This is a genomic window from Geodermatophilus sabuli (assembly GCF_900215145.1).
GTDB classification, from domain to species: Bacteria; Actinomycetota; Actinomycetes; order Mycobacteriales; family Geodermatophilaceae; genus Geodermatophilus; species Geodermatophilus sabuli.
This window is the reverse complement of sequence record NZ_OBDO01000008.1, coordinates 42,853-55,063: the sequence shown is the minus strand read 5'-3', so window position 1 is coordinate 55,063 and position 12,211 is coordinate 42,853. Positions and strand designations below refer to the sequence as shown.

General features: G+C 71.3%; 13 protein-coding genes. 8 read left to right on the top strand and 5 right to left on the bottom strand.

Going from position 1 to position 12,211, the window contains the following annotated elements; translation table 11 throughout:
- Positions 1–45 precede the first annotated feature (45 nt).
- Positions 46–570, top strand: coding sequence for an HNH endonuclease (locus CRP39_RS17430; RefSeq protein ID WP_172442497.1), 525 nt, complete (start codon positions 46–48; stop codon positions 568–570).
- A gap of 17 nt (positions 571–587) precedes the next feature.
- Here the strand turns inward: CRP39_RS17430 and CRP39_RS17425 are convergent, their stop codons facing one another.
- From CRP39_RS17425 to CRP39_RS17415, 3 genes are all read right to left on the bottom strand, one after another.
- A complete protein-coding gene (locus tag CRP39_RS17425) occupies positions 588–1,496 on the bottom strand; it encodes a phosphorothioated DNA-binding restriction endonuclease (RefSeq protein ID WP_097207657.1) in 909 nt (302 codons plus the stop codon).
- A gap of 71 nt (positions 1,497–1,567) precedes the next feature.
- A complete protein-coding gene (locus tag CRP39_RS17420; protein WP_097207656.1) occupies positions 1,568–1,885 on the bottom strand; it encodes a type II toxin-antitoxin system PemK/MazF family toxin in 318 nt (105 codons plus the stop codon).
- Entirely contained in the window at positions 1,885–2,121 is a 237-nt protein-coding gene (locus CRP39_RS17415; RefSeq protein WP_097207655.1) for a ribbon-helix-helix domain-containing protein, read from the bottom strand. The genes CRP39_RS17420 and CRP39_RS17415 overlap by 1 nt, the downstream gene beginning before the upstream one ends.
- A gap of 263 nt (positions 2,122–2,384) precedes the next feature.
- On the opposite strand from CRP39_RS17415, the gene CRP39_RS17410 reads away from it, so the two are divergent.
- The gene (locus CRP39_RS17410; protein WP_097207654.1) at positions 2,385–2,747 is read left to right on the top strand and encodes a cupin domain-containing protein; all 363 of its coding nucleotides are present in this window, start codon (positions 2,385–2,387) and stop codon (positions 2,745–2,747) included.
- Between the two features lie 209 nt (positions 2,748–2,956).
- Here CRP39_RS17410 and CRP39_RS17405 read toward each other — a convergent pair whose 3' ends face one another.
- Positions 2,957–3,469 carry a hypothetical protein gene (locus CRP39_RS17405; RefSeq protein WP_097207653.1) on the bottom strand — a complete coding sequence of 171 codons (513 nt, stop codon included), beginning with the start codon at positions 3,467–3,469 and terminating at the stop codon, positions 2,957–2,959.
- Positions 3,470–3,561: 92 nt separating this feature from the next.
- Here CRP39_RS17405 and CRP39_RS17400 point away from each other — a divergent pair, with 92 nt between their 5' ends.
- The 5 genes from CRP39_RS17400 (at position 3,562) to CRP39_RS17380 (ending at position 9,978) form a co-directional block, all read left to right on the top strand.
- Positions 3,562–3,834 (top strand): type II toxin-antitoxin system Phd/YefM family antitoxin, encoded by a 273-nt coding sequence (locus CRP39_RS17400; protein ID WP_097207652.1) that lies wholly within the window; start codon positions 3,562–3,564, stop codon positions 3,832–3,834.
- Complete coding sequence (locus tag CRP39_RS17395) at positions 3,831–4,115, top strand: type II toxin-antitoxin system RelE family toxin (RefSeq protein ID WP_097207651.1); 285 nt, start codon at positions 3,831–3,833, stop codon at positions 4,113–4,115. The genes CRP39_RS17400 and CRP39_RS17395 overlap by 4 nt, the downstream gene beginning before the upstream one ends.
- A gap of 197 nt (positions 4,116–4,312) precedes the next feature.
- The gene (locus CRP39_RS17390; protein ID WP_097207650.1) at positions 4,313–7,561 is read left to right on the top strand and encodes a TM0106 family RecB-like putative nuclease; all 3,249 of its coding nucleotides are present in this window, start codon (positions 4,313–4,315) and stop codon (positions 7,559–7,561) included.
- A 202-nt stretch (positions 7,562–7,763) separates the two neighbouring features.
- On the top strand, positions 7,764–8,498 hold the full coding sequence (locus CRP39_RS17385) for an endonuclease/exonuclease/phosphatase family protein (protein WP_342744240.1): 735 nt from the start codon (positions 7,764–7,766) through the stop codon (positions 8,496–8,498).
- A gap of 205 nt (positions 8,499–8,703) precedes the next feature.
- On the top strand, positions 8,704–9,978 hold the full coding sequence (locus tag CRP39_RS17380; protein ID WP_097207648.1) for a hypothetical protein: 1,275 nt from the start codon (positions 8,704–8,706) through the stop codon (positions 9,976–9,978).
- A gap of 92 nt (positions 9,979–10,070) precedes the next feature.
- Here the strand turns inward: CRP39_RS17380 and CRP39_RS17375 are convergent, their stop codons facing one another.
- A complete protein-coding gene (locus tag CRP39_RS17375) occupies positions 10,071–10,739 on the bottom strand; it encodes a DUF6308 family protein (RefSeq protein WP_097207647.1) in 669 nt (222 codons plus the stop codon).
- A gap of 637 nt (positions 10,740–11,376) precedes the next feature.
- Here CRP39_RS17375 and CRP39_RS17370 point away from each other — a divergent pair.
- A complete protein-coding gene (locus tag CRP39_RS17370) occupies positions 11,377–12,042 on the top strand; it encodes a DUF4352 domain-containing protein (RefSeq protein WP_172442496.1) in 666 nt (221 codons plus the stop codon).
- Positions 12,043–12,211 lie beyond the last annotated feature (169 nt).

The following is a 12,211-nucleotide window of genomic DNA, read 5'->3' as shown; positions in this document are numbered from 1 at the left end:
GACCTGTCGCTCAAGCTCCCCGCCGCGCTGGTCGACAGCACCAACGTGCATCTGAGCCCGGACGCAGGTGACGCGGGAGTTGCAGGCCTCGAGCCATCCGACTTCTTCACGGGAGTGCTCGGCGACGTCCTCGAAGGACTGGTCGCGACTCCGTGGCTCCTCGGGCTTGTTGTGCTCTTGGCGCTCCGCGCCGCCATCCGTACTGCGCGTTCGGTGATCCACGGCGGCTGCCCGCGGGATCCGCAGCGCGGGTTTTCCCGGTCCGACAAAGCGGAGATCCTGGCGCGGGCTGGTCGTCGTTGCGAACGGCACTCCTGGCTGCTCGGGCGGTGCCGGGAGACCGAGGGACTGCAGGCGGACCACGTCCACCCGCACAGCCGTGGTGGGGTCACCGCGATCGAGAACGGGCAGGCTCTGTGCCGACGGCACAACGAGCAGAAGGCTGCCCGCGTGCCGTGGAACTGGGAGCTCGCCCGCCTGGCCAAGCGCCGGGAGACCTACTTCCCGTCCGACGCGCCGAGGATCGTCGTGCGTCACCGGATACCCGCCGATCAGACCGCTGGAGGATGAACAGGCACGCAGTCAGCTCAGCCGGCGAGCGCCACTCCCTGGAACACCTGCTCCCGGTGCCAGGCAACATGCCGGTCGGCAGGCAGGAGCGTGCCGGGACGTGGCTGCAACCGCTGGCCGTGCAGGTCGTACACGGTCCGGCCCTGGGGCGCCCGGGCGGAGAAGCGGCGGGACACGACGACGGCGAGGTCGTCGTCCAGGCCGAGCATCCCGCGGTCGAACAGCTTGTGGTGCAGGGAGCACAGGGCGAGCCCGTTGTCGAGGTCGTCCGGACCGCCCAGCTTGAACCAGCGGACTTGCGCCGCCTCGATCCCCACGACGCCTCCGCCGGCGGCGCCGTCGAAGCCGCAGAAGGCGCACTGCCGGTCCCACGCCTCGATGACGGCGGCCAGCCACGTGCTGCTCCGCCGTCGGTCAGCGGGGCTCGCACCGCGAGCGGGTCCGCTGCCCTCCAGCCAGTCCGGGTCCAGGCCAACGGCAACGAGGACGTCGGGTGCCACCGTGCCCGGGAAATGGCTCTCGACCAGGCCGCGCGCCGCCTCGGCGATGAGTTCCGGACGATTCCGCAGGGCCGCTTCCAGTGACGCCTCGAACCGCCCCGTCACGCCTTCGCGGAGCGGGCCGACGGTGTCCATGGGGACATCGCGGTCGAGCGTCCACACGCCGTCGGACCGCAGCCTCGTGAACGGAAAGGCGGCGCTCTGGGCGCGGCCCGTCTTCGACGTCGGTCCGAACTCCTCGATCAGGTCGGCGAGCTCCTGCTCCGCCTCCGACCAGGGCAGGCGGCTCGTCCCGGTGGCGGCCAGGCGCCCCAGCGCCAGGAGGACGAGCAGGGGCTTGTGCGGGGACCGCCGGCCGTCCTGCTGGTGCTGGCGGAGGGATGACAGCCGCTCGAACACCTGAGCGTCAGGGGTGCTGGGGGACACGGGGTCCCACTGTCCCCGAGGCAGCGGCGACAGCGTGGCAGGACACGGTGGGCGAGAGCCGGCGAGAGAACTCAGCGAGGAGCGGGCAGGTCCTCGAGGTCGAACGCGGCGTGCAGAGCCGCGGTGAAGGCCGGCTCCTGCTCGGGGAGCAGTCGGCCGATCTGCCGACCGAGCGCTGCCTTCGGCACCGTGACGACGTTGTCGCAGCTGATGACGCTCGGATAGTCCAGGCCGTTGTCCGGTCCGACGGGGACCTCTGTCGACAGCCCGCGGACCGTGCTCGTGATCGGGGCGACGGTGACCCGCGAGAGGTGCGGGCGCACGAGTTCCCGGGTCAGCACGAGAACGGGCCGGGTCTTGTCCAGGTGGGCGAGATGGATCGGACGCATCAGTCGAGGTCGTCGAGCGGCGTCCGGGCAGCGTGTTCGGCGAGGGCGTCCAGGTCGTCGTCCTCGGCGGCAGCGGCCAGGATGGCCGCGTCGCGAGCCGCGACCTCGCGACGCCGCTCCCGCCGGAGCGCCTGACTGACGACGGCGGCGCGGGATGGAGCGCGGCCCTCGGACACCAGCCGGTCGATGAACTCCACGAGCTCCTCGGGGAGCCGGACGGCGATCTGTGTGCTCACCCATCAATGGTACCGATCTGGGATGCGCGGTGATACCACGAAGCGTGGTCGCACGGGTCTGACGACCGTCCGGCCCGGAGCCGGATGAGGGGAGAGAACCCGGACGACCGGCGCTCCCACGGCCGCGGCCGTTGACCGGCGGGGGTGCAGCGAGCACAGTGCATGGCGCCGGACACCCTCGCCCGACGCGGCAGGGCATCTCAGTGCGCAGCGCGGGCGCGGCCCGGTCGTCTCAACTCCTCGAAGTCAGGAGGCGACCAGCGATGGCCAGCATCGAGTCGAAGAGCATGGATCACCCCGACGAGTCGCGGACCCCGGACAAGACGAGCGTGGGCGTCGTCCACCTGGGCGGCACCACCGTGGGTCGCTACACCCTCCAACCGGGTTGGAGGTGGTCGGACTGCATCAAGCCGGTGGCCGGTACGGACACCTGTCAGGCGGCGCACCTGGGGTACGTCGTCTCCGGCAAGATCCACGTCACCGCGAGCGACGGCGCTGAAGCCGACATCAGTGCGGGTGACGCCTACCGTCTCGAACCAGGCCACGACGCCTGGGTCGTGGGCGATGAACCGTTCGTGGCGTTGGAGTTCGAGAGCAAGACGGCCGACACGTACGCCAAGGCCTGACCTGACGGCTGGTCGTCGCGCGCTCCGATCCGCGGCGCTCGTCAGCCCGAGCAGGTCCAGGGGCTGTCCGGTGGCGAGCGCCCCGGCGACCTCGTCGATCAGGTCCGGGCTGCGTGATTCCGTGCGGCCGGTCGCACGCCGGGCGGCGGACCGGCGCCGCGGTCCTTCGAGGGCTTCCTGCCGTGGTGCTTCGACACCGGGGGACGACGCTAGAGGGGGACGGCCCTGTCGTGGGCGGCCGTGGCAGTCATGTGGAGCGGGCCCCGCGCAGCCGCACACCGGCACCCCAGAGCTGGGACGTCGGGGTCGTCGGCTCCATGGCAGCTCGCCGGCGTCCCCGCGGCCACCTGCTCCCAGCCGGGGCCGACGCCGAAGCGCACCACGTCGTCGAGGTCCCCGGTGAGCACGACCGTCCGCGTGGCCGTGAGCTCGCCGTCCGGGCCGGCTGCGTGGTGCGCCGACACGGTGGCGTCGATCCGGTCCCCGGGCGCGGTCCCGTGCAGGCGGTGCTCCTTGCCGAGCTTGCCTGCCTCCGCGTCGTCCAGGAGGGCACCGTCCTGACCCCGCACGTCCACCTGGCAGACCACGCCCTCGGTGCTCCCCATGTCCCGGCCGGGGCCGTGCAGCACCCGCATCGTGCCGCCGACGCCGCTGTCGGCGAATCGTGCGTCATCGCCCAGGGTGTAGTCGTACGGGTACTTCCCGGGCTTCCGGCGTCCCACGTCGGGCAGTGTGCCGCGGAACCGGGCCAGCCCGGTCGGCCGCCGGGCGCGAGGCGGACATATCTAGCCAGAATTACGGCTAGAATGTCTGCATGACGACCGTGCCGTTGAGCGAGGCCAAGGACAAGCTGTCGGCTCTCGTCGAAGCCGCTGAGACGACCCACGACATCGTGACGATCACCCGGCACGGACGTGAGGCGGCCGTGCTGATGGCCAAGTCAGACCTGGACTCGTTGCACGAGACGATCTTCTGGTTGTCCCAGCCCGGCGTCCGGGAGGACGTTGCGCAGGCGCGACGGGAGTTCGCCGAAGGGCAGACCGTGGCTGCTGCCGATCTTCGAACGCAGTACGGCCTGCCCGGGTGAGTTCCTCGTACGAGGTCCACATCGCGTCAGCGGCGCACCGGCAGCTGGGCCAGCTCCCGTCCCGGGTCGCCGTAGCCGTCGTCGAGTTCATCACTGCCGTCCTCCCGGAGAACCCGCAGCGCCTGAGCAAGCCGCTGACCGGTGAGTTCGAGGGTCTCCGCAGTGCTCGCCGCGGCGACTACCGGGTGCTCATCGACATCGACGAGAGCGCGCGCACGGTGCTCGTCGTCCGCATCGCCCACCGCGCTGAGGTCTACCGCCCTCCGCCGCCGACCCCCTGACCCGTTCACCGCGAGCCGTGCCGCTGGACCCCCGGCCCGATCACAGACCCGCGTCGGAGCAGCACCGCGACGGCGCGGGAAGTTCAGGGACGGCGCCGTCCGTGACAGCCTCCTGAGGTTCTGCATTCAGCACCACGGGGGAACGTTGCCGCACTCATCCCTGCCCGCCGTCGTCCGCACGACGGAGGGCTGACGCCGTGTACCGCGTCGACGGGCGGCTGGTCCTCAGCCCCAGTGACCTGACCCGGCACCAGGAGTGCCACCACCTCACCGCGCTCAACGTCGCGGTGGCCGGCGGTGACGTGCAGCCACTGGCCGAGGGCGTGAGCGACCAGACCGTGCTCGTCGCCGACCTCGGCATCGCCCACGAGCTCCGCTACCTGGAGTCGCTGGAGGAGCAGGGCCTCGACGTCGTCCGGTTGCGGGACAGCCGCAGCGAGGCAGCCACACGCCAGGCGATGCGCGCCGGCGTCGACGTCATCCACCAGGCGTACCTGTTCGACGGCACGTGGGGCGGGCAGGCCGACTTCCTCCTGAAGGCGGACACCCCGTCGGATCTCGGCGACTGGTCCTACGAGGTCGCCGACGCGAAGCTCGCCCGCCGCATCAAGGTGCCGGCGCTGCTGCAGATGGCCACCTACGCCGACCGGCTCGCCACCCTCCAGGGCCGCACGCCCGAGCGCATCTGCGTCGTCACCGGCGACGGCGAGTCCCGACCCTGGCGGCTGGTCGACGTCGCCGCCTACGCCCGCCGCGCCCGTGCCCGGCTGGAGGGCTTCGTCGCGGACCCGGGGGAGACCGCACCCGTCCCGGTCGCGCACTGCGGTCAGTGCAGCTGGAAGGCGCGGTGCGAGGACGAGCTGCGCACCAGCGACGACCTCAGCCTCGTCGCCGGCATGCGCCGCGACCACCGGGCGGCGCTCAACGGCGTCGGCGTCACCACCCTCGAGCAGCTCGCCGCGGCCGACGACGACACCCTCAGGGCCACCGGCATCACTCGGGGCACCCGCGAGCGGCTGCGCGACCAGGCCCGCGAGCAGCTCCGCGGCCGGCAGGCCGGAGCGCCCACCCGCACCCTGCTCACACCGCAGCAGGCCCAGGGACTGCTGCGACTCCCCGCGCCCAGCCCCGGCGACCTCTACCTCGACTTCGAGGGCGACCCGCTCTCCGGCGACGGCCAGGGCCTGGAGTACCTCGCCGGCCTCGGCGACCGGGAGGACCGCTTCACCGCCCTCTGGGCGCACGATGCCGCCGAGGAGCGCCGCATGGTCGAGGAGCTGATCGACCATATCGTCGACGCCTGGCGCGGCGATCCCAGCATGCACGTCTACCACTACGCCGCCTACGAGGTCAGCGCGCTCAAGCGGCTCACCGGCCGGTACGGCGTCCGCGAGGCCGAGCTCGACCAGCTGCTGCGCGCCGAGCGGTTCGTCGACCTGTATCCCGTCGTCCGCCAGTCGATGCGGATCAGCAAGGAATCCTACTCGATCAAGAAGGTCGAGGCCTTCTACGGGCGCGAGCACACCGGCGACGTCGCCGACGCGATGTCCAGCGTCGTCGAGTACGAGAAGTGGCTGATCGACCGCGACCCGGCCCGCCTGCAGGCCATCCACGACTACAACCGCGACGACGTCGACTCCACCCGCGAGCTGCACGACTGGCTGGAGAGCCAGCGGGCCGAGCTGGAGGCCGAGCACGGCGAGCTGCCGCGCCCGCTGCTGTCCGAGATCGACGCGCCGAAGCCGCGGTCGGACGCCGAGGTCGCGGAGCTGGCGCTGGTCGAGCAGCTGCAGACCAAGGGCCACGACCTGCTCGGCGACCTCGTGCAGTGGCACCGCCGCGAGGCCCGGCCCGGCTGGTGGGAGTTCTTCAGCCGCGGTGACCTGGAGGACGAGCAGCTCGTCGAGGACCGCACCGCGCTCGGCGGGCTCTCCGCCGCCGTCGAGATCGGCACCGAGAAGCGCAGCAAGCTCTACGAGCTCACCTTCCCGCCGCAGGACGCCAAGCTCTCGGTCGGCAAGCCGGCCTTCGACGTCGACACCCGGACGCGCATCGGCGAGGTGCGGGCGCTCGACGCCGTCGGCGGGCGGATCGTCGTCAAGAGCACGAAGCAGCCGGGCGCCGTCCGCGGGCTCGGCCCTGAGGGACCGCTCGACGACAAGCAGATGCGTGCGGCGATCGTCGCCACGGCGGACGCCGTCCTCGCCGGCCGGCCGTGTCTCGGACAGGCGCTGCTCGACCGCGTTGTCCCGGCCGACTGCCGGCGGCTGCCGGGGGAGGAGGCCGGGGACGCCGTCGTCCGGCTCGGGCTGGAGCTGGACGGGCAGGTGCTCGCCGTCCAGGGGCCGCCTGGCAGCGGCAAGACACGGGCGGCGTCGCGGCTGATCCGCGCGCTGCTCGACGCCGGCAAGAAGGTCGGCGTCACGGCGCAGTCCCACGCGGTGATCGGCAACGTGCTGCAGGCCGTGGGCCGGCCGGCGCTGCAGAAGTGCGAGGAGCACCAGGCCTGCGGGGCGCCGGGGGTCGAGTGGTCTCGCGATTCCGGCGAGGTGGCCGGCCGGCTGCTCGACGGGTCGGCGTCGCTGGTCGGCGGGACGTCGTGGTTCTGGTGCCGGGAGGACCTCGCCGAGGCGGTCGACGTGCTGGTGATCGACGAGGCGGGGCAGTTCTCGCTGGCCAACGCGGTCGCCGTCGCCCGGTCGGCTCGTTCACTGGTTCTCCTTGGCGACCCGCAGCAGCTGGCGCAGCCGACGCAGGCCGTACACCCGGGGGAGTCGGGGCTCTCGGCGCTGGAGCACCTGCTCGAGGGGCACCCGACCGTGCCGGAGGACCGCGGCGTCTTCCTGGACCGGACCTACCGGATGCACCCGGCGCTGACCGCGTTCGTGTCGGACCTCGCGTACGAGGGCCGGCTGGAGTCGGCGGCCGATCGCGAGCGGATCGCGGTGGACGGCTGGGCCAGTGGGCTGGCGGTCCGGTTCGTGGAGCACACTCGCGCGGCCGCCGCTGCGTCGGACGACGAGGCTCGTGCGGTGGCCGAGTTGTGGCGGTCGCTGCAGGGCGTCGGCTGGGTCGACGCGGCGGGGGAGCGGTCGGTCATCGGCGCGGACGACGTGCTGGTGGTGGCGCCGTACAACAACCAGGTCGCCCGTATCCGGAGCCTGCTGCCCGACGGCGCGCGGGTCGGCACCGTGGACAAGTTCCAGGGCCAGGAGGCGCCGGTCGTCGTGTATTCGATGACGTCGACGTCGGCCGAGGACGCGCCCCGGGGCGTCTCGTTCCTCTACGACCTGCACCGGCTCAACGTGGCGGTGTCCCGCGCCAAGGCGCTGGCCGTCGTCGTGATGAGCGAGCAGCTGCTGGACGCAGCCGTGCGGACGCCGGAGCAATTGCGTCAGGTCAACGCCCTCTGCCGGCTCGTCGAGATGGCGACCGTCATCCGATGACGAAGAGTCTTCGCTGCCCCATTCAGTCGCTGCCGGGGTACGGGAGGGTCCGTCGTTCCGGGTCGACGGCGTGTTGGAACTCCTCGCCGTCGGCCGCGGATCACAGTGTCCGCCGGCTGCGCTCCTGAACCACCGGCGACTCACGAAAGCGAACCGTGTCGACCGACGAACGAGGAGCACCATGCGCATCGGCACCTGAACCCTGAAGCTCTGCCCCACCTCGGCTTCCGAGAGGGGGCAGGCCATCGCCGCCTGGATGGATGCTCAGGACGTCGACATCTGGCTCCTCACCGAGGTGCGCCGGGACTGGGACCCTCGTGGTGGACGCCTCGTCGTCGCCCCGCCGCGCGGGATCGACAACAAGGAGAAGCGGTGGGCAGGTATCGAGACCGCACTGCCGCTGGGCGGACTGCGTGAGCGCCCGACCTTGGAGCACGCGGCTGAGGAGGGATTGGCCCTCACGCGCCTCGAGGTCGGCGGTGCTCGACCCTCGTCCGTCCTGGTGGCCTGCTCTGTCCTTCCGTGGCGGGGTGCCGGCGAGTACTGGCCTGGGCTGCCCGTCAGCCAGGCTGCACAGTTCCGCTACGTCCTCGATCACCATGTCGCCCGGATCGGAGCCGAACGGCTGCCCGGGGAGCCGCTGATCTGGGGCGGTGACTTCAACCAGCAGCTCACCCGACCCTTCTGGGGTGCGACCGTCGGTGGGGCGACCGCCTTGCGCTCGGCGTTCGACAGACTCGGTCTCGTGGCGATGACCGAGCAGGCGCAGCATCTCAACGCTGACTCACACGCGATCGACCATCTTGCCGTCAGCCGTGACCTCGTCGTCGTCGACTCGGTTGCTGCCGTCCATCGACCCGGCTGGGGCGGCGGGCAGCTCAGCGACCACGCGGCATACACCGCCGAGGTGCGGGTCACGATCCCAACGGGTTCGTGACAGCCCTCAACTCTGTCGGTGGCGTGCCCTGGCCGATCTGCTGGGCGTGCCGTACTCCGACGTCGTTCGCGCTCGGTACGAGGGGGCGCCGGGCAAGCGGTGTTGGCGAGGACTCGGTGCAGTGGTTCGTGGAGCAGCGCCGCGCCACCTCCTGTCCGGCCACTTACCGTGACCCGGAGCCCATGACAGCAACGGAGAACGTGGCATGACCCCGGAAGTACCCGACGCCGAGCTGGCGATGGTCAGTGACGACGACCAGCTGGTCGTGCTGGGCGAGCCCTCGGCCGTCGACGCCTTCACCGCGAGACTGCGGCAGACCTGCTCCGCTGTGGGCGTGGACCCGTCGATGCATCGGCAGCAGCTGAGCGATGCCGCCTCGGTCGCAGCGTCGTTGAGCGCCGTGGGAGCCACTGCGGGAGAGGCACTCCGGTTCTCCCCGGAGAGCCTCGATCTGCTGCGGCACCACGACCTGATCCCGGGCGACCCGGGCTTCTTCCGGATGGCGGTCCGGGGGGAAGGTGGGCAGTTCGCGGGGCAGCTGCAGTGGCAGAGCGTCTCGCTGGGACCCGAGCAGGCACTCGCGATCCAGAACCTCACGGCGAACCTGGCTCTCCGGGCAGCCATCGCCGATGTCGCGCGGGCGGTCGAGCGCGTCGAGGGCAAGGTCTCGCAGCTCCTTGCCCTGGCAGAGGCGCAGAACGCCGGCGACGTCATGGGTCGCCATCGCGCACTTCGTCGCATCGTCGACACGCTGGACGAGACTGGCCAGCTGAGCGCCGCCGATTGGGATGCTGTGGCGCCGCTCGGGCCGGAGCTGGAGGTGGCCACGGATCGGCTGCGCCGGTACGCCACGAAAACGCTCCAGGACTTCGATGTCTCGGCCAAGGCCTCCACACGGGCCCGCGATCTGGCGTCCGCGGTGGAACAGAACCGGCTGGGGGAGATCCTCCAGCTGCTCCTCGTGGCCGAGGACGCGTTGTACCTCTGGCAGCAGCTGCGGCTGGAGCGCATCCGGGTCACGGAGGCCGGGCTGCACCAGCAGGCGAGGCGGGACGCGCTCAAGCAACTCCGTGAGGACGCCGCCGCCGACCGGCAGCTGCTGGACGACCTGGCGGCAACGCTCTCGGACACCGCAGCGTTGAAGCCGCTCGAGACGCACCACCGCGTCACCGCGCGGCGGCTGCGTCGTCACGCCGCCTCGCTGCACGTGGACGTCACCGCCTTCGCAGAAGCGCGCCGCCTGCAGATCGAGGGATGGGCGGACCCCTCCGTCCCCACGGTCGTCGAGGCGGCCCGCGAGCTGGGCTCGCGGACGAAGGAGGTGGCGTCGAGCACCGCCACCCTCGGGCAGGACGCCCTGGTGGCCACCTTCACCGGTCTGCGCTCTGTCGGCGAGGCGACAAGAAGTGCGTTCACCGAGCGACGCGGGACGGCGAACCGACGTGAGACGGAGCCGGAGGAGAGCCGCCCCGTGGAGTGACTCGCGGGGTGGTCGGCGGCGCCCGCCGACCGCCCCGCGGCCCGATTCGTCAGTGGTCACGGCCCCGCTCCTGTGGGCAGCGACCTCAGGGCTCACTCCTCAGGCAGAGCGGCGCCGGGCTGCTCGTCGGGTTCGGTGGGCCGCAGGTTCCGCTGCTTGCCCTCCATCCAAGTGATGACGTCGTAGACGCGGATCGCCGAGATCCGCTCATCCAGGCCGACCTCGTCGCGGAGACGCAGCAGGCGCTCGTGCAGCGCACCGTCGCCGGCGCGCAGCTCGTTGCGGAGTGGCTCCCACTGGGCGAGCCGCGCGTCGGTCACGTCCCGCACGACCGAATCGTAGATCGGGATCATCCGCGGCCGCTTGCGGGCGCAGAGCTTGCTGGCGATGGTGGGGCCCACTCCCACGAGCCGATCCTGGAGCGCGCGGTTGAGTCGGCGCCCCGGCCAGTCGGGGTCGATGGTCTGGTCCTCGTCGACGAGGTCGCGGTCCGGTCCGAGCTCCTTGAGCAGTCCGGTGAACAGCTCCGCCTCCTCGACCAGCAGCCGGTGGGCGGCCATCGGTGGGACGACGACGGAGAGGAACGTGACCGCGACGACGTCCTCTGCGGTGAAGCGGTCCGGGTCCTGCTCGCCGCCCCAGTCGTCGAAGTAGGAGCCGGTGTAGGCGCGACCTCCGTTCCGCCCGTAGTACGTGCGCAGGTACTCCAGCGCCTGGGTGTCGTCGGGCGTCTGCAGGGCCTGGGGCAGGCGGTAGGTCATGCGGTCTCCTCGAGGGTGGGGGGCAGCGGGCTGCCCGTAGCGAGTGCAGTACTCGGTCGATGTGGTCGCCGGGTCGTCGAAGACGGTGCGGTGGAGGCGACGAACCGATCGGGGCCGCGACCCGGCTCAGGCCACGCCGTAGGCGAGAGCGAGTTCCGTGTGGCGCGTTCCTGCTCCCCGCCCACGATCAGCAGCGTCGTGTCATCGCCAAAGCAGGCAAAGCGATCGGATCGGCTCTTCTCGGGCGCGAGCCGATTGTCGATGGATGCGGCGATGGCAACCGCTGTTGTGTCGTTGAACGACTCGCGTGTCTCGGCGACGGAGGGCAAGGAGGACTCCCAGTGCAGGGGCGTCGGACGGTGGGAGGTCGCCGATGAACCGGAGTCGGGGCACCTGCCGCGCCGATGCGGAATCCCTGCGTCTTGTGCGCTCAGCGGAGGTGGGTGGCGCCCGCTGGGGCACGGGCAACCCCCTGTGGCGGGACGTGTCTACCGGGACGGTGTCGGATCCGGCCTGCCCAGTTTCGGGACGTCGGCGTGTCACGGTCCAGCAGCCAACCCGAGGAGCTCACGGAGGCATGACCGCTGCCGCGGTCACGGCACCGGCGCCTCGATCACCGCCCACTCCGGGGGAGTCCATGTCCCAGACCCACGCGCCCGCCGGTCCGCCGCAGATGCCCGAGGGCTACACCCCTCAGCAGCCGGCCCCGGCCAAGAAGCCCTTCTACAAGAAGGCCTGGTTCCTCATCCTCGCCGTCATCGTGGTCATCGTCATCGCCACCCAGTCGGGCGGCGGCGACTCGTCGACCGACAGCTCGTCCTCCACCGACGGTGCTGCCGGCGCCGGTGCGGCGGCCGACGCGCCCGCCGAGGCGTCGGCTGACGCGCCTGCCGAGGCGCCCGCCAACGTGCCGGGCATCGGCCAGCCCGCCGCCGACGGCGACTTCAACTTCGTCGTCAACGGCGTCGACTGCAGCACCACCCAGATCGGCAACGAGTTCCTGAACACCAAGGCCCAGGGCCAGTTCTGCGTCGTCGACCTGACCATCTCCAACATCGGCGACGAGGCGCAGAGCTTCTTCGGCGACAACGCCAAGCTGTTCAACGCACAGGGCCAGGAGTTCTCGGCCGACACCGAGGCCGCCATCTACCTGGAGGAGTCCTCGTCGCTGTACGAGGAGATCAACCCCGGCAACACGCTGAACAGCAAGGTCGTCTTCGACGTACCTGCGGGTACGACGCCGGCTTCGATCGAGCTGCACGACTCGATGTTCTCGGGCGGCGTGACCGTCAACCTGCAGTAAGCGCCACGCCTCACTGAGGGCCTTTCGCCGATCCCGGCGGGAGGCCCTCAGTCGTCCTTGAGGTCAACGGCCCCATCCTCGCCCCATCGGGTGAGGAGCCGTGTCGTCGGGGAGTCGCCCCCGGTAACAAGAGCGAGAGGACTGCGAGCCGATCGGGTTCCGTAGATCC

What these genes read in the sequence shown, in the direction of transcription:
- CRP39_RS17370 (WP_172442496.1), top strand. Translation starts at nt 11,377, where the DNA reads ATGTCCCAGACCCACGCGCCCGCCGGTCCGCCGCAGATGCCCGAGGGC.
- CRP39_RS17380 (WP_097207648.1), top strand. Translation starts at nt 8,704, where the DNA reads ATGACCCCGGAAGTACCCGACGCCGAGCTGGCGATGGTCAGTGACGAC.
- CRP39_RS17410 (WP_097207654.1), top strand. Translation starts at nt 2,385, where the DNA reads ATGGCCAGCATCGAGTCGAAGAGCATGGATCACCCCGACGAGTCGCGG.
- CRP39_RS17420 (WP_097207656.1), bottom strand. Translation starts at nt 1,885, where the DNA reads ATGCGTCCGATCCATCTCGCCCACCTGGACAAGACCCGGCCCGTTCTC.
- CRP39_RS17375 (WP_097207647.1), bottom strand. Translation starts at nt 10,739, where the DNA reads ATGACCTACCGCCTGCCCCAGGCCCTGCAGACGCCCGACGACACCCAG.
- CRP39_RS17400 (WP_097207652.1), top strand. Translation starts at nt 3,562, where the DNA reads ATGACGACCGTGCCGTTGAGCGAGGCCAAGGACAAGCTGTCGGCTCTC.